The sequence below is a fragment of the Pseudomonas poae RE*1-1-14 genome, from assembly GCF_000336465.1.
Lineage (GTDB): Bacteria > Pseudomonadota > Gammaproteobacteria > Pseudomonadales > Pseudomonadaceae > Aquipseudomonas > Aquipseudomonas poae.
The window spans coordinates 3,459,643-3,479,050 of record NC_020209.1 but is presented as its reverse complement, the minus strand read 5'-3'; the positions used below and the strand labels follow the sequence as shown (position 1 = coordinate 3,479,050).

Here is a 19,408-nt window from a genome sequence, read left to right as displayed (position 1 = left end):
GAAGGTCCTTTATAGAGAGGCAATGCTGGCTATTTTCATCGGATGGGTTATATAAGAAAAACCAATATTGCTGATCACTCATTAGAGAAACTGATGTTCGACTATAAATTGCTGTCCGCCCTCGCGGCTGTGGTAGAGCAGGCCGGCTTCGAGCGTGCCGCTCAGGTGTTGGGGCTGTCGCAGTCGGCCATTTCCCAGCGCATCAAGCTGCTCGAAGCACGCGTCGGCCAGCCGGTGCTGGTGCGGGCCACGCCGCCTACACCTACCGAGATTGGCCGAAGACTGCTCAACCATGTGCAGCAGGTGCGGCTGCTGGAACGCGACCTTCAGGGCCAGGTGCCCGTCCTGGACGAGGAGGGCATGCCCGAGCGCCTGCGTATCGCCCTGAATGCCGACAGCCTGGCCACGTGGTGGGCCGAGGCCATCAGCGATTTTTGCGCCGAACAGCATCTGTTGCTCGACCTGGTGGTGGAAGACCAGAACGTGGGCCTCAAGCGCATGCGCGCCGGTGAGGTGGCGGCCTGCATCTGCGCGAGTGAGCGCCCGGTGGCCGGCGCGCGTAGCCTGTTGCTCGGCGCCATGCGCTATCGCGCGCTGGCCAGCCCTGCCTTTATCGCTCGACACTTTCCCGCCGGGGTAAAGGCCGAGCAACTGGCGCGCACACCGGCCCTGGTGTTTGGTCCGGATGATTTCCTGCAACACCGTTACCTGGCATCCCTCGGGGTGGATGGCGGTTTCGAACATCATTTATGCCCGTCGTCTGAAGGGTTTATCCGTCTCACCGAAGCCGGCCTGGGCTGGGGCCTGGTGCCGGAACTGCAGGTGCGCGACCAGTTGCAGCGTGGCCAGTTGGTCGAGTTGTTGCCTGATAAGCCCATCGATGTGCCGTTGTACTGGCATCATTGGCGCAGCGGCGGGCAACTGTTGGGCTTGTTGACCGAGCATCTGGCCCGGTCGTGCGGGCAATGGCTGGTGTCGTTGGAGGGATGACGGGCGTCAAGGTAGCAGCGATGAAAAACGAAAGAACACGGAGTAATACATGAAGATTCTGGTCACCGGCGCAAGCGGCTTCATCGGCGGGCGTTTTGCACGCTTCGCCCTGGAGCAGGGCCTGGACGTGCGGGTTAACGGGCGGCGCGCCGAAAGCGTGGAGCACCTCGTACGGCGCGGCGCCGAGTTTATCCAGGGCGATCTGAGTGATGCCGAACTGGTACGCCATCTGTGCCGTGACGTCGAAGCCGTGGTGCATTGCGCCGGCGCCGTGGGCGTGTGGGGCAAGTACCAGGCATTTCATCAAGGCAATGTGCTGGTGACCGAAAATGTCGTCGAAGCCTGCCTCAAGCAGCGGGTCGGGCGCCTGGTGCACCTGTCTTCGCCATCGATCTATTTTGACGGGCGCGACCACCTGGGCCTTACCGAAGAGCAGGTGCCCAAGCGCTTCAAGCATCCGTACGCTGCCACCAAGTACCTGGCCGAGCAGAAAGTCTTCGGCGCCCAGGAATTTGGCCTCGAAGTGCTGGCTCTGCGTCCGCGATTCGTCACCGGCGCGGGCGACATGAGCATCTTCCCGCGTCTGCTGAAAATGCAGCGCAAGAACCGCCTGGCGATCGTGGGCGATGGCCTGAACAAGGTCGACTTCACCAGTATTCACAACCTCAATGAAGCCTTGCTCAGCAGTTTGCTGGCTACCGGTTCCGCGCTGGGCAAGGCCTACAACATCAGCAACGGCACGCCGGTGCCGGTATGGGATGTGGTCAACTACGTGATGCGCCAGATGGAAATGCCCCAGGTGACCCGGTATCGGTCCTACGGCTTGTCCTACAGCGTGGCGGCACTCAACGAAGCCTTCTGCGCGATGTGGCCAGGGCGCCCGGAGCCGGCGCTGTCGCGCTTGGGCATGCAAGTGATGAACAAAGATTTCACGCTGGACATCAGCCGGGCGAGGCATTATCTCGACTATGAGCCCAAGGTCAGCCTGTGGACCGCCCTCGACGAGTTCTGCAGTTGGTGGAAAGCCCAGGATCCGGGGCTCAAATAAGCTCACAACCAGCAACACATCGGGAACCGAATTTACGGTTCCGGGTCGATCAGTGCGGCGGGCGCACGGTTTATACTCGCGTCGCTCGGCTTGCCAGCCATCTCACCGATTCAGGGTTGATTCATGCGTAACGATGCCAACGACGATTTCGACAATGTTCCCAGCCTGCGGGCCGACGCCGGGGACGACGATGATTTCGTGCCGACGCCCGCCACATCCGTACGCTCGCGGCCAACCCCCGTGGTCAAGGTCAGGAGCGCCAGCACCGGTCCTTTGTGGGCGCTGGTCGGCGCGCTGCTGATCGCGTTTGCCGGCCTTGCCTGGTGGAGTTTCCAACAGATCTCTCTGATGGGCCAGCAACTGGTGGCAACCCAGGAAAGTTTCGCGCGCATCAGCGAAGAAGCGGCGGGGCGTCTGCAGGATATTTCCGGCAAGGTGGTGGCCAGTGAAGCCAACGTCAACACCGGCAGCGAAGCGCTGAAACAGCAGATCAAGCAGCTGGAAACCCAACTGCTGGAGCAGGGCAAGCAACAGGTTGGTGTGGCGGGCCAAGCCACCGAGCTGGACAAGCGCCTGGCGCAGATGACTGCCAGCGCGACTGAACTGTCCAGCGCCAATGCCGCCTTGCAGGGTCAGGTTCAGGCGCTCACGGATGCTGTGGCGACCCTCAAGGCGGCGCAGGGTGATGCCGGCAAGCGCGATGCCGAGCTCAAGGAACTGGCTGCCGATGTGGCTGCGTTGAAAAAGCAGGGCAACCCGACGGCCGCCATTGCCCGCCTTGAGCAGGACATGGTGGTGCTCAAAAGCGCACAGGAAACCCAGCCTGCCAACGTGGATGCGCCGACCAATAAAGAGTTCGACGTATTCCGTATCCAGACCACGCGCAATATCACCACCCTGCAGAGCCAGGTGCAGACCCTGAGTCAGCAGCTCAACGCGCCGCGAGCCGGCCAGTGACCTGAACCGGATCAACTGGCCTGTTGTGGCGAGCGGGCTTGCCTTGCGTTGGGGTGCGAAGCGCCCCCACTCCAGCGAAACGCGGTGTACCTGATACGGCTCAGCACCTGGTTTTGGGGCTGCTGCGCAGCCCAACGCAGGACAAGCCTGCTCGCCACAGGGAATCTGCGCTTTAGGGCTTGCCTGCGAAGGCGTCGGCCCAGCCAAAAGTAATCAAAAGGTCCTCGCCCCAACACTCGGTGCCTCGCCTAGGCTCGGCATGCCCACTCCGGCTCTGCAGCGTGTTTGACGGGGCGCCCCAGATCGAGATCAAGAGCGCGGCGGCCTTGGAGCCGGCCGGTATGGTTTGCCGGACGCTGTACACACTGTGGGAGTAGGCTTGCTCCTTCTCTGGATTGCGGCCAGATTCATAAATGTCACCAGCCTGTGACATTTACCTTCCGCTTCGTTACTTGCCCCTTTCGCACCCTTGTTTAGACTCCGGTTATCCCACAAAAAATAATAAGGGCCACCCATGACCACGCAACCACTGCCTGCCAGCAGTTGGCTGAACGCGCCTGCCCATCACGCCTGGCTTGCCGCCGAAGCTCAGCGCCTGCTTTCATTCGCCAAGGCCTCACGCCTGCCTGACGGTTTTGGCAACCTCGATGACAAAGGCCAACTGCCGGCCGACGCCCGCGCCGAAACCATGAACACCGCCCGCATGACCCACAGCTTCGCCATGGCCCATGCCATGGGGTTGCCAGGCTATGCAGAGCTGGTGGCTCACGGCGTGGCCGCTCTGAGTGGCCCGCTGCGCGACAGCGAGCACGGTGGCTGGTTTGCTGCGCCCGATGCCTGCGATGGCGATAGCGGCAAGGCTGCCTATCTGCACGCCTTCGTCGCGCTCGCAGCCAGCTCGGCCACCGTGGTCGGCGCGCCCGGCGCGCAGAACCTGCTCAACGACGCGATCCACATCATCGATCAGTTCTTCTGGAGTGAAGAGGAGGGCGTGATGCTCGAGTCCTTCGCCCGGGACTGGAGCGGCGTTGAAGCCTATCGCGGCGCCAACAGCAACATGCACGCTACCGAAGCCTTTCTCGCCCTGGCCGATGTCACCGGCGACACGCGCTGGCTGGACCGCGCGCTGCGCATTGTCGAACGGCTGATCCACACCTTTGCGGCCGGTAAACAGTTCATGGTGATCGAGCATTTCGACGCTCACTGGAAACCACTGCCTGCCTATAACGAAGACAACCCCGCCGACGGCTTTCGTCCCTACGGCATCACGCCGGGCCACGGGTTCGAGTGGGCGCGGCTGCTGTTGCATCTGGAGGCCGCGCGCCTGCAGGCCGGGCTGGCCACGCCGGACTGGCTGGTGAGCGACGCTAAAGGTCTGTTCGCCAGCGCCTGCGAATACGCCTGGGCCGTGGATGGTGCGCCCGGCATCGTCTACACGTTGGATTGGAACCACCGTCCGGTAGTGCGCGAGCGCCTGCACTGGACCCATGCCGAAGCCAGTGCCGCTGCCCAGGCCCTGCTCAAGCGTACCGGTGAGTTGCATTACGAAATTTGGTATAGACGCCTTTGGGAGTTCTGCGAAACTCAGTTCATCGACCGTGTCCACGGCAGCTGGCACCATGAATTGAGCCCGCATAACCAGCCCAGCAGCAGGATCTGGGGTGGCAAACCGGACCTCTACCATGCCTGGCAAGCGGTGGTGCTGCCTGCACTGCCGTTGGCACCGAGCATGACGACCGCATTGAACACCGGGTGCTATGTCACCAGGTGGTGACATTTGTGCATCCCTTTGTTACCTGCGCTTGCAAAATCGATGTTTAAACTCCGTGCAGCGCAAGCTCTAGACTTGCATGCATAACAACAAGAAAAGGTATTCAGATGAACGCGATTAATCGCCTCGCCCTAGCTATTTCCGTTGCCTCGTTGTTTCCCCTCAGTGCATTTGCCGCCGACTCCAAAGGTACGGTTGAAGTCGTGCATTGGTGGACCTCGGGTGGTGAAAAAGCGGCTGTGGATGTCTTGAAGGCCCAAGTCGAGAAAGACGGCTTCACCTGGAAAGACGGCGCCGTCGCGGGTGGCGGTGGCGCCACTGCCATGACCGTGCTGAAAAGCCGCGCGGTAGCCGGCAACCCGCCAGGCGTTGCCCAGATCAAAGGCCCAGACATCCAGGAATGGGCATCCACCGGCTTGCTCGACACCGACGTCCTCAAGGACGTGGCCAAGGAAGAGAAGTGGGATTCCCTGCTCGACAAGAAAGTCTCCGATACCGTGAAGTACGACGGTGACTACGTGGCCGTCCCGGTGAATATCCACCGTGTGAACTGGCTGTGGATCAACCCGGAAGTCTTCAAGAAAGCCGGCATCACCAAAAACCCTACCACTCTCGAAGAATTCTACGCAGCCGGCGACAAGCTGAAAGCTGCGGGCTTCATTCCGCTCGCCCACGGTGGCCAGCCTTGGCAGGACAGCACCGTATTCGAAGCCGTGGTCCTGTCGGTGATGGGCGCCGACGGCTACAAGAAGGCTTTGGTTGACCTCGACAACGCGGCGCTGACTGGTCCGGAAATGATCAAGTCGCTTACCGAGCTGAAGAAAGTCGCGACCTACATGGACGTCGACGGCAAAGGCCAGGACTGGAACCTGGAAGCAGGCAAGGTCATCAACGGCAAGGCTGGCATGCAGATCATGGGTGACTGGGCCAAGTCCGAATGGACCGCCGCCAAGAAAGTCGCCGGCAAGGACTACGAGTGCGTAGCCTTCCCGGGCACCGACAAGGCCTTCACTTACAACATCGACTCCCTGGCGGTGTTCAAACAGAAAGACAAAGGCACTGCGGCTGGTCAGCAGGACATCGCCAAAGTCGTACTGGGTGAAAACTTCCAGAAAGTGTTCAGCATCAACAAGGGTTCGATCCCTGTGCGCACCGACATGCTGACGCAAATGGACAAGCTGGGCTTCGACTCCTGCGCCCAGACCGCCGCCAAGGACTTCCTGACAGACGCCAAGTCCGGCGGCCTGCAGCCAAGCATGGCGCACAACATGGCGACCACGCTCGCGGTGCAGGGTGCGTTCTTTGACGTCGTGACCAACTACATCAACGACCCGAAAGCTGATCCGGCCGACACGGCCAAGAAGCTGGGTGCTGCGATCAAGTCGGCCAAGTAAGCTGCACGCTGCAAGTTAACAGCTGCACGTGGTGTCTTGCCGCTTGTAGCTTCTAACTTGCAGCTGCCTTTATTCTTCTATTGGATTTTCCCATGAGTTCTGTTGCTGTGTTCAGCAAGGCCTCGCCGTTCGATGCTCTGCAGCGCTGGCTACCCAAACTGGTGCTGGCGCCGAGCATGTTCATCGTTCTGGTGGGCTTCTACGGCTATATCCTGTGGACGTTTGTTCTTTCGTTCACCACGTCCACGTTTCTGCCCAACTACAAATGGGCGGGTCTTGCGCAGTACGAGCGGTTGTTCGACAACGATCGCTGGTGGGTCGCAAGCAAGAACCTGGCGCTGTTTGGTGGCATGTTCATCGGTATCACCCTGGTAATCGGCGTGACCCTGGCGATTTTTCTCGACCAGAAAATCCGCCGCGAAGGGTTCATCCGCACTATTTATCTGTACCCGATGGCGCTCTCGATGATCGTCACCGGTACTGCCTGGAAATGGCTGCTCAACCCGGGCATGGGCCTGGACAAACTGCTGCGTGACTGGGGCTGGGAAGGCTTCCGCCTGGACTGGCTGATCGACCCCGACCGCGTGGTCTATTGCCTGGTGATCGCCGCCGTGTGGCAAGCCTCGGGCTTTATCATGGCGATGTTCCTCGCGGGCCTGCGGGGTGTCGACCAGTCGATCATCCGCGCCGCGCAGATTGACGGCGCCAGTTTGCCGCGCATCTACTGGAGCGTGGTGCTGCCCAGCCTGCGCCCAGTGTTCTTCAGTGCCGTGATGATTCTCGCGCACATCGCGATCAAGAGCTTCGACCTGGTCGCGGCCATGACCGCCGGCGGTCCCGGCTACTCGTCCGACCTGCCCGCGATGTTCATGTATTCGTTCACCTTCAGCCGTGGCCAGATGGGCATGGGCTCTGCCAGTGCAATCCTGATGCTCGGTGCGATCCTCGCGATCATCGTGCCTTACCTCTACTCCGAGCTGAGGACCAAGCGTAATGACTAGTCTCGCTAACAAACCGGCGATCAGCCTGAGTCGCATCGCCATCTATGCGGTGTTGATCCTCGCTGTATTGCTCTACCTGGTGCCGTTGGTGGTGATGCTGCTGACCAGCTTCAAGACCCCGGAAGACATCAGCACCGGCAACCTGCTGAGCTGGCCCACCGTGGTCACCGGCATCGGCTGGGTCAAGGCCTGGGCCACGGTGGATGGCTACTTCTGGAACTCGCTGAAGATCACCGTTCCGGCCGTACTGATCTCCACGGCGATTGGCGCACTGAACGGCTATGTGCTGTCGTTCTGGCGCTTCAAAGGCTCGCAGTTGTTTTTCGGCCTGCTGCTGTTCGGCTGCTTCCTGCCGTTCCAGACCGTGCTGCTGCCGGCGTCGTTCACCCTCGGCAAGATGGGCCTGGCCAGCACCACCACGGGCCTGGTGTTCGTGCACGTGGTCTACGGCCTGGCGTTTACCACCCTGTTCTTCCGTAACTACTACGTGAGCATTCCGGACGCGCTGATCAAGGCCGCCCGCCTGGATGGTGCCGGTTTCTTCACTATCTTCCGTCAGATCATTCTGCCAATGTCGACGCCGATCATCATGGTCTGTCTGATCTGGCAGTTCACCCAAATCTGGAACGACTTCCTGTTCGGTGTGGTGTTCTCCAGCGGTGACTCCCAGCCCATCACGGTGGCGTTGAACAACCTGGTCAACACGAGCACCGGGGCCAAGGAATATAACGTGGATATGGCGGCGGCGATGATCGCCGGGCTGCCGACCCTGCTGGTCTATGTGATCGCAGGCAAGTATTTCGTGCGCGGCCTCACGGCCGGCGCGGTCAAGGGGTAATCATGGCTACGCTTGAACTTCGCAATGTAAACAAGACCTATGGCGCCGGCCTGCCCGACACCTTGAAGAACATCGAACTGTCGATCAAGGAAGGCGAATTCCTGATTCTGGTCGGCCCTTCAGGGTGCGGTAAATCCACCCTGATGAACTGCATCGCGGGCCTAGAGACCATCACCGGCGGCGCGATCATGATCGGTGACCAGGACGTCAGCGGCATGAGCCCCAAGGACCGCGACATCGCCATGGTGTTTCAGTCCTACGCGCTGTACCCGACCATGAGCGTGCGCGAGAACATCGAGTTCGGCCTCAAGATCCGCAAGATGCCCCAGGCCGATATCGACGCCGAAGTGGCGCGCGTGGCCAAGCTGCTGCAGATTGAGCACTTGCTCAACCGCAAGCCGGGCCAGCTCTCCGGTGGTCAGCAACAGCGTGTGGCCATGGGCCGTGCGCTGGCGCGTCGCCCGAAGATCTACCTGTTCGACGAACCGCTGTCCAACCTCGACGCCAAGCTGCGCGTCGAGATGCGTACCGAAATGAAGCTGATGCACCAGCGCCTGAAAACCACCACCGTGTACGTCACCCACGACCAGATCGAAGCGATGACCCTGGGCGACAAGGTGGCGGTGATGAAGGACGGCATCATCCAACAATTCGGCACGCCGAAAGAAATTTACAACGACCCTGCTAACCTATTTGTGGCAAGCTTTATCGGTTCACCACCCATGAACTTCGTTCCCATGCGCCTAAAACGCAAAGACGGTCACTTGGTTGCGCTGCTCGACAGCGGCCAGGCCCGCTGCGAATTGCCGCTGAGCATGAACGACACGGGTCTGGAAGACCGCGATGTGATCCTGGGCCTGCGCCCGGAGCAAATCGTGCTGGCGACGGGTGAGGGCAATGGAGTGTCGAGCATTCGTGCCGAAGTCCAGGTCACCGAGCCCACTGGCCCGGACACCCTGGTGTTCGTGCAGCTCAATGACACCAAGGTGTGCTGCCGTCTTGCACCGGACGTGGCACCCCAAGTTGGGGAGACGCTGACCCTGCAATTCGATCCGGCCAAGGTCTTGTTGTTCGACGCCAACACCGGCGAGCGCTTGGGCACCGCTTCTTCATTGCCCGCACAGGGGCATGCCGACAATGTGGCCCAATTCAAAGGTCGCTGAAGCGGTTAACCTGTTGTTTTGATTGAAAAAATGTAACCCGCGTTAGATAAAAACAGTTTAATAACAATAAAGACGAGGATGTAGGGATGAAAAAGCAACACAACAACACTCGACTGCTCTGCCAACTGTCCGCAGCAGCAGCCCTGGTATTGTCCGCCAATGCGATGGCGGCCGATGCATTCAGTGCCGATTCCAAGTGGATGACCGGCGATTGGGGTGGCGAGCGTACCAAGCTGATCGAGCAAGGTATCGACATCAAGGCTGACTACGTGGGCGAGATGGGCTACAACGCCCACGGCGGCTTCAACGACGACAAGACCGGTCGCTACTCCGACCAGTTCGGTCTGGGCGTTGCGCTGGATCTGCAAAAGCTGTGGGGCTGGGATAACACCCAGGCCAAGATCCAGCTGACCAACCGTAATGGCCAGAACATCTCCAACGACCGCATTGGTGACCCGCGTGCCGGCACGCTGAGTTCGTCCATGGAAGTCTACGGCCGTGGCCACATGGTGCGTCTGACCCAGTTCTGGATCCAGCACCAGATGTTCGACAACAAGCTGGACGTAAAACTTGGTTACTTCGGCGAAGGCGAAGACTTCAACACCTTCCCGTGCGACTTCCAGAACCTGTCGTTCTGCGGCTCGCAAGTGGGTAACTACGTGAACACCTGGTACAACTGGCCAGTCAGCCAGGCGGCCATCCGAGTGAAATACAACATCACGCCTGAGCTGTATGCGCAGATCGGCGCTTACAATCAGAACCCGTCGCAGCTGGAGCACGGCAACGGCTTCAAACTCAGCGGCAGCGGCACCAAGGGCACCGTGATTCCGGTGGAATTGGTCTGGTCGCCGAAGGTCAACAACCTGCCGGGCGAATACCGTGTGGGCTACTACAAGAGCGCGGCCGATGCAGCCGACGTTCGTGAAGACGTGAACGGCAATGACGCGGGCACCACCGGCGCTGCCTTCCGTACCCACAGCAGCAAGAAGGGCTACTGGTTCGTTGCGCAACAGCAACTGACTACCCACAACGGTGACGCTTCCCGTGGTCTGAACATCGCGGCCAACGCCACGTTCCACGACAAGGAAACCAACCTGGTCGACAACTATCAGTCGATCATGCTGGTGTACAAGGGCCCATTCGATGCACGTCCTAAAGACGACATCGGCATCGGCGCTGCGCGTCTGCACGTCAACGACGACGTGCGCAAGAACGCTGAACTGGTCAACGCCTCCAACGGTTTCACTGACTACGACCAGGCAGGCTTCGCGCCACTGCGTTCTACCGAATACAACTACGAAATCAACTACGGCTTCCACGTTACCAACTGGCTGACCGTGCGTCCCAACCTGCAATACGTCACTCACCCAGGTGGCGTGGATAAAGTCGACAACGCGGTAGTCGCCGGCCTGAAAATTCAGTCGGTGTTCTAACCCTGCTGCGATAAGCTCCTCTCTCTGTGCGCATTTTGCGGGTAGCCATGGCTATCCGCTTTTTTTTGGGTTGCACTGTGAAATTCAGGACCGTGGCACATGCATGAGCATCCGCTGCAACGCTTTTTCAAATCCCTGCGCGAACGTCCGGTGTTCGCCTGGGAGCGCTTTCAGATGCGCGATGTATTGGTGATCGACCATCCGCTGTTCCAGGCAGTGTTCAGTCGTCAGGGCGCGCAATTGCTGCATTTTCAACCCGCCGGGCAAAAGCCCTGGCTGTGGTGCGCGGCCAAGTGGCCGCAGGTCGGCGCCATTCGTGGCGGCGTGCCGGTGTGTTGGCCGTGGTATGGCCGGCATCCGAGTGAAAACGCGTGGCCGTCCCATGGCTGGGCGCGGCTGATCGACTGGAAACTGCTCGACAGCAGCAGCGCCGAAGATGGCGTGCGCCTGCACTGGCAATTACAGCTGTGCGACTGGCAGGTGGACCTGCACGCCCATCTGGGCGATACCCTGGAACTGCGCCTGAGCACCGAGCATCAGGACGAGTTGCCGTGCCAGTTGAGCCATGCGTTGCACGCTTACTGGCGTATTGGTCACGTTGATGAGGTAGCGCTGTCTGGGCTCGATGGCGCGCAAGGCTATGACCAGCTCAATCGTCAGGTTTGCCAGCAGGAAGGTGAGCTGCGGGTGGACGGCGGCTGTCAGCGGGTGTTCCAGCACGAGGGTGAATTGCAGCTCAAGGACCACGCCTGGCAACGCGAGTTGTGCATAGACACGGGCGAGAGCGCCAATACGGTGGTGTGGCACCCGGGCAACCGGCCGCTGCTGGGCGTCAGTTTTAACGAGGCTTCCGGGTTTGTGTGTGTGGAGTCAGCGATGGCGGCAGCCTGCCTGGCGCCGGGGGAGAGGGCGCATTTGAGTTTGCAGGCTCGGGCGGGGGTTTAGCGTTGTTTCTTATGACGCCATCGCAAGCCAGCTCCCACAGTTGGAATGCATCTCCCTTGTGGGAGCTGGCTTGCCTGCGATGACGCCGGTACTGCCGGTAGAGATCTCTGCTTAGTTGAACTCATCCCCCACCGGATACCGACTGTCATTCAAACTCTCTTTGATCTTGCGCAGATGCGGCTGAAAATCCACCCCGCGCCGTAACGTCATGCCGGTCGCCAGCACATCCAGTACCGTCAACTGGATGATCCGCGACGTCATCGGCATGTAGATGTCCGTGTCTTCCGGCAACGGGATGTTCAGGCTCACCGTGCTGGCCTTGGCCAGCGGCGAGTTCTCGGCGGTCACTCCCAGCACCGAAGCGCCGTTTCCGCGAGCGATACGCGCCACTTCCACCAGCTCGCGGGTACGCCCGGTGTAGGAAATAATCACGAACAGCTCGCCCGTGTGCGCCACCGACGCGATCATGCGCTGCATCAGCACGTCGGCGTGGGCGGTGACCGACAGATTGAAACGGAAAAACTTGTGCAGGGCATCCATGGCCACTGGTGCCGAAGCGCCCAGGCCAAAGAAGTGAATCTGCCGAGCCTGAATCAGCAAATCCACGGCCTTGCTGATCAGGGCCGGGTCCAGCGCCTGACAGGCGCTGTCCAGCGACGCAATGGCGCTGCCAAAAATCTTCTGCGTGTAGGCCTCCGGGTTATCATCGGCTTCCACGGCGCGGCTGACATAGGCCGCGCCGCTGGCCAGGCTTTGCGCCAGCTGCAATTTAAGTTCAGGGTAACCACTGACGCCGAACGAACGGCAGAAGCGGTTGACCGTCGGTTCACTGACCGAGGCGGCCTGGGCAAGGGCGGCGATGGAGAAGCGGGTCGCCTGCTGCGGGTTGAGCAGGATGACCTCGGCGACTTTTTTCTCGGCCTTGTTCAATTCTTCGAGGCGGTTCCGGATCTGTTCCAGAAGATTTCGCACGCGGTCCATTCAGTCTTTCCTTCGGGCGACGATGCAAATAAAAAAGCGGTAACCAATCGATGAGTGGCTTTTCGCGGTGGCCTATCCTACTGAGGGTAGCTGAACACCACCACTCGGAATGCGTAATTCGGGAAAATGTTGTGGTTATTACTACATTTTTCCTTGAGTGATACCTTGAAAAAAGGTATTTGTAGCTTAACTTGATAAAAGAACAAACATCATGCCTTCGATAACCGTAGAACCCTGCACCTTTGCCCTGTTTGGCGCCTTGGGTGATCTGGCGCTTCGCAAGTTATTTCCTGCCCTCTATCACCTCGACGGCGCCGATCTGCTGCACGACGACACGCGCATCCTGGCCCTGGCCCGTGAGGCCGGTTCCGAGCAGCAGCATCTGGCCCATATCGAAGCAGAATTGCGCAAGTACGTCGGCAAGGCGCTGGATGAGAACGTGGCCCAGCGTTTCCTGGCGCGCCTGACCTACCTGCATGTCGACTTCATGAAGGCCGACGACTACGTGGCCCTGGCCGAAAAGGTCGGCAGCGAGCAACGCCTGATCGCCTACTTCGCCACCCCTGCGGCGGTGTATGGCGCGATCTGCGAGAACCTGTCCAGGGTCGGCCTGGCGGACAACACCCGCGTGGTCCTGGAAAAACCCATCGGTTCGGACCTGGAATCCTCGCGCAAGGTCAACGATGCCGTGGCGCAGTTCTTTCCGGAGAACCGCACTTACCGCATCGACCACTACCTGGGCAAAGAGACCGTCCAGAACCTGATCGCGCTGCGGTTCGCCAACAGCCTGTTTGAAACCCAGTGGAACCAGAACTACATCTCCCACGTGGAAATCACCGTGGCCGAGCAGGTCGGTATCGAGGGGCGCTGGGGCTATTTCGACAAGGCCGGCCAACTGCGCGACATGATCCAGAACCACCTGCTGCAGCTGCTGTGCCTGATCGCCATGGACCCGCCGGCCGACCTGTCCGCCGACAGCATCCGCGACGAGAAGGTCAAGGTGCTCAAGGCCCTGGCGCCGATCAGCCCGGAAGGCCTGACCACTCAGGTGGTGCGCGGCCAATACATCGCCGGCTACAGCGCCGGCAAGCCAGTACCGGGTTACCTGGAAGAAGAGAACTCCAACACCCAGAGTGACACCGAAACCTTCGTCGCCCTGCGTGCCGATATCCGTAACTGGCGTTGGGCCGGGGTGCCGTTCTACCTGCGCACCGGCAAGCGCATGCCGCAAAAGTTGTCGCAGATCGTCATCCACTTCAAGGAGCCGTCCCACTACATCTTCGCCCCCGAGCAGCGCCTGCAGATCAGCAACAAGTTGATCATCCGCCTGCAGCCGGACGAGGGCATTTCCTTGCGCGTGATGACCAAGGAGCAGGGCCTGGACAAGGGCATGCAACTGCGCAGCGGCCCGCTGCAGCTGAATTTTTCCGACACCTACCGCAGCGCACGGATTCCCGATGCCTACGAGCGGTTGCTGCTGGAAGTGATGAACGGCAATCAGAACCTGTTTGTCCGTAAAGATGAAATCGAAGCCGCGTGGACGTGGTGTGACCAGTTGATCGCCGGGTGGAAAAAATCCGGTGATGCGCCCAAGCCGTACGCGGCGGGTTCCTGGGGGCCGATGAGCTCGATTGCACTGATCACGCGGGATGGGAGGTCGTGGTATGGCGATATCTGAATTGAAACTGCCTCAGGGCGTAACGGCCCATGAGTACCGCACGCCGGCGCTGCTGGCGGACGGCCTGGCCAATGACGTGGCCGAACAACTGCGCACGGCCATCAGTGCCCGTGGCGAGGCCACCCTGGTGGTGTCCGGTGGCCGCAGCCCGGTGGCGTTTTTCCAGCAGTTGGCCAAGCAGGGGCTGGACTGGTCCAGGGTTACCATCACCCTGGCGGACGAACGCTGGGTGCCGGTGGAGCATGCCGACAGTAACGCCGGCCTGCTCAAGCAGCACCTGTTGCAGGGCCCGGCCGCCAAGGCCAAGTTTCTGAGCCTCTACAGCGCTGCGGCCAATCTTGAAGACGCTGCCGAGCAGGCCGACCGTCTGTTGGGCGAATTGCCCGGCATTGATGTGCTGGTGCTCGGCATGGGCGATGACGGTCACACCGCCTCGCTGTTCCCCGACAGTCCGAACCTGCACGACGCGCTGGCGCCGGACGGTACCCGCCGTTGCTGGCCAATGCTGGCGCCGACCGTGCCCCATCAGCGCCTGACCATGAGTCGCGCGCTGCTTGCCACGGCGAACTACACCGTGCTGTCGATTTCCGGCAGCTCCAAATTGACCACCTTGAGCGCCGCGCTGGCCAGTGACGACGTTGCTGCCATGCCGATTCGCGCGTTTTTGCAACCTACATTAGAGATTTACTGGTGCCCATGAGCCAAGGATCAGCCGCTATGAAAAGCCCTCAACCGACCGTTTCCATGGCGGACAAAGTTGCCCTGATCGACAGCCTCTGCGCCAAGGCGCGGATCCTGCCGGTGATCACCATCGCCCGCGAGCAGGACATCCTGCCGCTGGCCGATGCCTTGGCAGCCGGTGGTTTGACCGCGCTGGAAGTGACCCTGCGTTCCGAGTTCGGCCTCAAGGCCATTCAGGTGCTGCGCGAGCAACGTCCTGAACTGTGCACCGGTGCTGGCACTGTGCTTGACCGTCAGATGCTCGACGCGGCCGAGGTGGCCGGTTCGCAATTCATCGTCACCCCCGGCATCACCCGTGATCTGTTGGAAGCCTCGGTGCACAGTCCGATCCCGCTGCTGCCAGGCATCAGCAATGCGTCCGGCATCATGGAAGGCTATGCCCTGGGTTATCGCCGCTTCAAGCTGTTCCCCGCCGAAGTCAGCGGCGGTGTGGCGGCAATCAAGGCGCTGGGCGGTCCGTTCGGCGAAGTGAAGTTCTGCCCTACCGGCGGTGTGGGGCCGGCCAATATCAAGAGCTACATGGCGTTGAAAAACGTGATGTGCGTGGGCGGTAGCTGGATGCTTGACCCGGAGTGGATCAGGAACGGCGACTGGGCACGTATTCAGGAAGTCACCGCACAAGCGCTGGCCCTGCTGGACTGATCGGATGTAAAGAATCGTTGTTGCTGTGCTTAACGGCATTTTTGCGGCGCACTTGGTCGGTGTGCCGCTTTTTTTTGCCTGTAAAAAACCTCAAGGTCACACATGCCTGATGTGCAAGAGGGCTAGTGTGGGAGGGGCTTGCTCCCTCCCACATTTCAGTCCGTGGCTAGTTGAGTGATCGCGTTGATCAGGACAGTGATGTCTTCAGCGCAGGTCACCACCCCCGGCGTCACCCGAATACACGTGCCAAACGCCGTACCTACGCGGGTCGTGGTAAACAGGCCGTGCTCCTTGAGCAGACGCTCCACCATCACCTGTTGATCTCGCCCGATAAACTTGAACGCGGTAATACCGCAATACAGACGCGGATCGTCCGGCGTGAGCACCTCGATTCCGGGCAGCGACCGCACCTGACTCACCCACATGTCCCTCAGGTAATTGACCCGCGCACCTTTGGCCGCCGCGCCACCCAGCCCGTGATGTTCTTCCAGCACCAGCGGCAGGGTCATCAGCGCAGGAAAGTTGGGTGTGCTGTAGGGCGTGCGTGCACGCACGTCAGTGGCGGGGTAGTGACACTCGCCCATGTCCGGGTCGATATCGGCCAGGCGCTCGGGGGCGATATAGAGGAAGCCCAGGGTCAGTGGCGCGCCGATCCACTTGTGCAGGTTGAAGCCGGCAAAGCTGATGCCCAGTTCGGCGAGGTTGAAGTCGATCTGGCCCAGTGCGTGGGCACCGTCCAGGATTACATCCACGCCGTGCGCCTGCGCGGCCCTGGCGATGGTTTCGACGGGCATCACCAGGCCGGTACGGTGGGTGACATGGGTCAGCGCCATGAGCTTTACGCGCGGATACTGCACAAATGCCTCGCCATAGGTGTGCACCAAACTGTCGAAACTGGCCGGATGAAAGTGGGTGATTTCGATCACCTCCACGCCCCGGTAGCCCGCCAGCCAGCGCATCGCACCCTTGACCGTGTCGTATTCAAGGTCGCTGATCAGCACCTGATCGCCCGGTTGCAGGCGGTTGTAATTGCGGATCAGAGATTGCAGCGCTTCGGTGGCGTTGCGGGTAAACGCTATCGCCTGCGGGTCGGCGTTGATCGAGTCGGCCAATTGGCGGCGGATGGCGTCGTTGTCACCGCGCTCGAAGCGTTGGCGCACATGCAGCGAGTTGCTGCGGTTGATGAACGCCACATGCTCCAGATACTGCGCCTGCACTGCGCGGCTCATGCGCCCGAAGTAGCCGTTTTCCAGATTGATGGGGCCGGGCTCCTGCTCATAGCGCTGGGCAATGCTGCGCCAGTACTGTTCGTTGTTTGCATTCCCTGGCATGGCGAAACTCCTAATGGCGAGGGGCGGGTTTGCCGTGTTTGGCGCGTAGCGGTTCCAGCAGGTCGGCCAGGCCGTTGCTGTCGATTTCCTGCATCAATGCCAGCAGGCCGCCCAGCTCGCCATGGGGGAAGCCTTCGCGGGCGAACCAGTTGAGATAGGGGCCAGGGAGGTCGGCGATGATCCGGCCCTTGTATTTGCCGAAGGGCATTTGACGGGTGATCAGCAGTTCGAGTTTTTCCGGGTTCATGGCGATCTTGGACGGTCCAGACAATGACAGTGAAAATACAGGCATTCTGCATGAAGGCCAAAGGACAGATCATGCAAATAACATAGACACAGATGGTTCAATAATTCATAACGCCTTGATTTTAAAGTGAAATATATTTTTCAAAAAGCTGGCACGGACACTGCAATTACCCTTGCATCCTTTTAAACCTGCCATAAGGAATTGAAAAATGACTGACATCAATAAAGAATCCATCTCCGTACTGAACGACCTGATCGAGACCAGCATTGACGGTCAGAAAGGTTTTAAAGAGTGCGCTGAAGACATCAAGCACCCGGAGCTGAAGGCGCTGTTCGCCAAGCGTTCCGCTGATTGCGCCACCTCTGCCGCAGAACTGAAAACCGCCGTACGTGCTCTGGGCGGTGATCCGGAAGATTCCGGCAGCGTCGCTGGCGCTCTGCACCGTGGCTGGGTCGACGTGAAGTCGATGGTCACTGGTAAAGACGAAGAAGCGGTACTGAACGAAGCCGAGCGCGGTGAAGACCACGCCCTGAAGGCCTACCGCGAAGCGATCGAGAAGATCAACAAGCACAACCTGCTGGGCATTCGTGACCTGGTTGAGCGTCAGTACCATGGCGTGCAACGCAACCACGACCAAGTGAAAGCCCTGCGTAACCAGGCTCGCGCCCAGTCGTAAGCACTGCGCTGTAACCCGATGCGGGAGGGGCTTGCCCCCTTCCGCATTTTTTTGCGTTGGATTTGCACTCAGCCAATGCTGATCGGCGGCAATGGGGTCAGTGTTAATTCAAGCTGCTTGCGAGGCGCAATGATCTCCGCTTCGCCATCCACCACCAGTTCGTCGTGCTGGTTGAATACGCGGGTGGCTATGCGCACGCGAAACTTCGGCAGTTTCTCCAGAATCTCCAGGCGCACCGTCAGCGTGTCGCCGATCTTTACCGGCTTTTGAAAACTCATTTGCTGGCCCACATAGATGGTGCCCGGCCCAGGCAACTCGCAGGCCACGGCCGCGCTGATCAGTGCGCCGCTGAACATGCCATGGGCGATGCGCTCCTTGAACATGGTGGTCTTGGCGTATTCGGCATCCAGGTGCACCGGGTTGTGGTCGCCGGACATGGCGGCGAACAGCTGGATATCGCGCTCTTCGACGGTCTTGCTGTAGCTGGCGGTCTGGCCGACTTCAAGGGTTTCGTAAGGGGTGTTGGTTACCTGGGTCATCTAAAAATGCATCCTGTGGCTGGTCGGTAATTTAATGGCCGGTTCTGCAAGCGTTATTCGCAGTGCGCCGGCCTGCGCAGGGTCAGGGCCTGGTCGAGCCAGTGCAGTAGATCCGCCGTCACATCGTCACGGTTGGTTTCGTTGAACACTTCATGCCGCGCCTGCGGGTAGACAGTCAGCTGAACGTGTTGGCAGCCGGCCTCGCGTATAGCCTGGGCCAGGCTGTTGAGACGCTTGCCGTCGCTTACCGGATCACATTCGCCGCCCACCACCAGAATCGGCAGTCCGGGATCGATCTGCGCGAGATTGGACGCCTTGCTGATGTGCTGCAAGCCGCCCAGCAGGTCGATCCACAGCTGGTTGGTGCAACGAAAACCACAGAGCGGGTCGTTGATGTAGCGGTCGACTTCGTCGGGGTCGCGGCTGAGCCAGTCAAACGCCGTGCGCGTCGGTTTGAACGCCTTGTTGAATGAGCCGAACGACAGCCACTCGATCAACGCGCTGCGCCCGCGCAGGCCCTGTCGAGCGCGTTCGACACGCGCTATCACCCGTGCGGCGCGATACAGGGCCACCGGCTGGAAGTTCGAACCGCTGAGAATCGCCCCATGCAGGCTGGCGCTGTGGTGCAGCAGGTAGGCCTGAGCAATGTAGCTGCCCATGCTGTGACCCAGCAGAATGATCGGTAACCCCGGCTGATGCTGGCCGATGTGTTGGTGGAGGCTGGCGAGGTCGCCTACCACCTTGTTCCAGCCGTCCTGCTCGGCGTACAGGCCCAGGTCGCCTGAGTCGGCGGTACGGCCGTGGCCACGCTGGTCCAGCGCATACACGCCATAGCCGCCGGCACACAAGGCCGCGGCCAGGCGCCCATAGCGCCCGCTGTGCTCGGCCATGCCATGGGACAGCATCACCACGGCCCTGGCGGGGCCCTCCGGCAGCCATTGATTGACGTACAGGCGGCTGTGGTCGGTCGCGGTCAGCCAGAAGGTGCTGTGGTTCATGGCGCTTCCTTTGCTCGGGATGGGTGCAGTGTATC

The 19,408-nt window shown here is 60.4% G+C and carries 19 protein-coding genes; 14 read left to right on the top strand and 5 right to left on the bottom strand.

The window, feature by feature from the left end; translation table 11 throughout:
- The first annotated feature begins 93 nt into the window (after window positions 1-93).
- The 10 genes from H045_RS15145 (at window position 94) to H045_RS15095 (ending at window position 11,540) form a co-directional block, all read left to right on the top strand.
- Window positions 94-990 carry a LysR family transcriptional regulator ArgP gene (locus H045_RS15145; RefSeq protein WP_015372816.1) on the top strand — a complete coding sequence of 299 codons (897 nt, stop codon included), beginning with the start codon at window positions 94-96 and terminating at the stop codon, window positions 988-990.
- 49 nt (window positions 991-1,039) lie between these two features.
- A complete protein-coding gene (locus H045_RS15140) occupies window positions 1,040-2,038 on the top strand; it encodes an NAD-dependent epimerase/dehydratase family protein (protein ID WP_003237783.1) in 999 nt (332 codons plus the stop codon).
- A gap of 123 nt (window positions 2,039-2,161) precedes the next feature.
- On the top strand, window positions 2,162-2,995 hold the full coding sequence (locus H045_RS15135; RefSeq protein WP_015372815.1) for a hypothetical protein: 834 nt from the start codon (window positions 2,162-2,164) through the stop codon (window positions 2,993-2,995).
- A 514-nt stretch (window positions 2,996-3,509) separates the two neighbouring features.
- A complete protein-coding gene (locus H045_RS15125) occupies window positions 3,510-4,769 on the top strand; it encodes a D-mannose isomerase (RefSeq protein WP_015372813.1) in 1,260 nt (419 codons plus the stop codon).
- Window positions 4,770-4,873: 104 nt separating this feature from the next.
- Window positions 4,874-6,160 carry an ABC transporter substrate-binding protein gene (locus tag H045_RS15120; protein ID WP_003237789.1) on the top strand — a complete coding sequence of 429 codons (1,287 nt, stop codon included), beginning with the start codon at window positions 4,874-4,876 and terminating at the stop codon, window positions 6,158-6,160.
- 92 nt (window positions 6,161-6,252) lie between these two features.
- Entirely contained in the window at window positions 6,253-7,161 is a 909-nt protein-coding gene (locus H045_RS15115) for a carbohydrate ABC transporter permease (protein WP_003237790.1), read from the top strand.
- Window positions 7,154-7,999, top strand: coding sequence for a carbohydrate ABC transporter permease (locus H045_RS15110; protein ID WP_003237791.1), 846 nt, complete (start codon window positions 7,154-7,156; stop codon window positions 7,997-7,999). Before H045_RS15115 ends, H045_RS15110 begins: the two co-directional genes overlap by 8 nt.
- Window positions 8,000-8,001: 2 nt before the next feature.
- Entirely contained in the window at window positions 8,002-9,162 is a 1,161-nt protein-coding gene (locus H045_RS15105) for an ABC transporter ATP-binding protein (protein ID WP_003237793.1), read from the top strand.
- A gap of 86 nt (window positions 9,163-9,248) precedes the next feature.
- Window positions 9,249-10,595, top strand: a complete 1,347-nt coding sequence (locus tag H045_RS15100) for a carbohydrate porin (protein WP_003237795.1) — start codon at window positions 9,249-9,251, stop codon at window positions 10,593-10,595.
- 99 nt (window positions 10,596-10,694) lie between these two features.
- A complete protein-coding gene (locus H045_RS15095) occupies window positions 10,695-11,540 on the top strand; it encodes a D-hexose-6-phosphate mutarotase (RefSeq protein WP_015372812.1) in 846 nt (281 codons plus the stop codon).
- Between the two features lie 111 nt (window positions 11,541-11,651).
- Here H045_RS15095 and H045_RS15090 read toward each other — a convergent pair whose 3' ends face one another.
- Entirely contained in the window at window positions 11,652-12,512 is an 861-nt protein-coding gene (locus tag H045_RS15090) for a MurR/RpiR family transcriptional regulator (RefSeq protein ID WP_169895723.1), read from the bottom strand.
- Between the two features lie 220 nt (window positions 12,513-12,732).
- On the opposite strand from H045_RS15090, the gene zwf reads away from it, so the two are divergent.
- From zwf to H045_RS15075, 3 genes are read left to right on the top strand one after another with little or no spacing between them, the layout of a single operon-like run.
- Complete coding sequence (gene zwf / locus H045_RS15085; RefSeq protein ID WP_003237802.1) at window positions 12,733-14,199, top strand: glucose-6-phosphate dehydrogenase; 1,467 nt, start codon at window positions 12,733-12,735, stop codon at window positions 14,197-14,199.
- Window positions 14,186-14,899: a 6-phosphogluconolactonase gene (gene pgl / locus H045_RS15080; protein WP_003237804.1), complete on the top strand. Its 714-nt coding sequence runs from the start codon at window positions 14,186-14,188 to the stop codon at window positions 14,897-14,899. Before zwf ends, pgl begins: the two co-directional genes overlap by 14 nt.
- Before the next feature lie 17 nt (window positions 14,900-14,916).
- Window positions 14,917-15,582, top strand: coding sequence for a bifunctional 4-hydroxy-2-oxoglutarate aldolase/2-dehydro-3-deoxy-phosphogluconate aldolase (locus H045_RS15075; RefSeq protein WP_003237806.1), 666 nt, complete (start codon window positions 14,917-14,919; stop codon window positions 15,580-15,582).
- Window positions 15,583-15,737: 155 nt separating this feature from the next.
- Here H045_RS15075 and H045_RS15070 read toward each other — a convergent pair whose 3' ends face one another.
- A complete protein-coding gene (locus H045_RS15070; protein WP_015372811.1) occupies window positions 15,738-16,913 on the bottom strand; it encodes an aminotransferase class V-fold PLP-dependent enzyme in 1,176 nt (391 codons plus the stop codon).
- A gap of 10 nt (window positions 16,914-16,923) precedes the next feature.
- A complete protein-coding gene (locus tag H045_RS15065; protein WP_003237810.1) occupies window positions 16,924-17,160 on the bottom strand; it encodes a DUF3820 family protein in 237 nt (78 codons plus the stop codon).
- A gap of 208 nt (window positions 17,161-17,368) precedes the next feature.
- On the opposite strand from H045_RS15065, the gene H045_RS15060 reads away from it, so the two are divergent.
- Window positions 17,369-17,836 (top strand): ferritin-like domain-containing protein, encoded by a 468-nt coding sequence (locus H045_RS15060; protein WP_003237812.1) that lies wholly within the window; start codon window positions 17,369-17,371, stop codon window positions 17,834-17,836.
- A gap of 68 nt (window positions 17,837-17,904) precedes the next feature.
- On the opposite strand, the gene H045_RS15055 is transcribed toward H045_RS15060, so the two are convergent.
- A complete protein-coding gene (locus H045_RS15055; protein WP_015372810.1) occupies window positions 17,905-18,375 on the bottom strand; it encodes a MaoC family dehydratase in 471 nt (156 codons plus the stop codon).
- Between the two features lie 53 nt (window positions 18,376-18,428).
- Window positions 18,429-19,373: an alpha/beta hydrolase gene (locus H045_RS15050; protein ID WP_015372809.1), complete on the bottom strand. Its 945-nt coding sequence runs from the start codon at window positions 19,371-19,373 to the stop codon at window positions 18,429-18,431.
- Window positions 19,374-19,408: the final 35 nt, after the last annotated feature.

Coding starts and splice junctions, on each gene's coding strand:
- H045_RS15050 (WP_015372809.1), bottom strand. CDS start 19,373: ATGAACCACAGCACCTTCTGGCTGACCGCGACCGACCACAGCCGCCTG.
- H045_RS15115 (WP_003237790.1), top strand. CDS start 6,253: ATGAGTTCTGTTGCTGTGTTCAGCAAGGCCTCGCCGTTCGATGCTCTG.
- H045_RS15075 (WP_003237806.1), top strand. CDS start 14,917: ATGAAAAGCCCTCAACCGACCGTTTCCATGGCGGACAAAGTTGCCCTG.
- H045_RS15095 (WP_015372812.1), top strand. CDS start 10,695: ATGCATGAGCATCCGCTGCAACGCTTTTTCAAATCCCTGCGCGAACGT.
- H045_RS15125 (WP_015372813.1), top strand. CDS start 3,510: ATGACCACGCAACCACTGCCTGCCAGCAGTTGGCTGAACGCGCCTGCC.
- zwf (WP_003237802.1), top strand. CDS start 12,733: ATGCCTTCGATAACCGTAGAACCCTGCACCTTTGCCCTGTTTGGCGCC.
- H045_RS15055 (WP_015372810.1), bottom strand. CDS start 18,375: ATGACCCAGGTAACCAACACCCCTTACGAAACCCTTGAAGTCGGCCAG.
- H045_RS15100 (WP_003237795.1), top strand. CDS start 9,249: ATGAAAAAGCAACACAACAACACTCGACTGCTCTGCCAACTGTCCGCA.
- H045_RS15140 (WP_003237783.1), top strand. CDS start 1,040: ATGAAGATTCTGGTCACCGGCGCAAGCGGCTTCATCGGCGGGCGTTTT.
- H045_RS15135 (WP_015372815.1), top strand. CDS start 2,162: ATGCGTAACGATGCCAACGACGATTTCGACAATGTTCCCAGCCTGCGG.
- H045_RS15105 (WP_003237793.1), top strand. CDS start 8,002: ATGGCTACGCTTGAACTTCGCAATGTAAACAAGACCTATGGCGCCGGC.
- H045_RS15145 (WP_015372816.1), top strand. CDS start 94: ATGTTCGACTATAAATTGCTGTCCGCCCTCGCGGCTGTGGTAGAGCAG.
- H045_RS15120 (WP_003237789.1), top strand. CDS start 4,874: ATGAACGCGATTAATCGCCTCGCCCTAGCTATTTCCGTTGCCTCGTTG.
- H045_RS15110 (WP_003237791.1), top strand. CDS start 7,154: ATGACTAGTCTCGCTAACAAACCGGCGATCAGCCTGAGTCGCATCGCC.
- H045_RS15065 (WP_003237810.1), bottom strand. CDS start 17,160: ATGAACCCGGAAAAACTCGAACTGCTGATCACCCGTCAAATGCCCTTC.
- H045_RS15070 (WP_015372811.1), bottom strand. CDS start 16,913: ATGCCAGGGAATGCAAACAACGAACAGTACTGGCGCAGCATTGCCCAG.
- pgl (WP_003237804.1), top strand. CDS start 14,186: ATGGCGATATCTGAATTGAAACTGCCTCAGGGCGTAACGGCCCATGAG.
- H045_RS15060 (WP_003237812.1), top strand. CDS start 17,369: ATGACTGACATCAATAAAGAATCCATCTCCGTACTGAACGACCTGATC.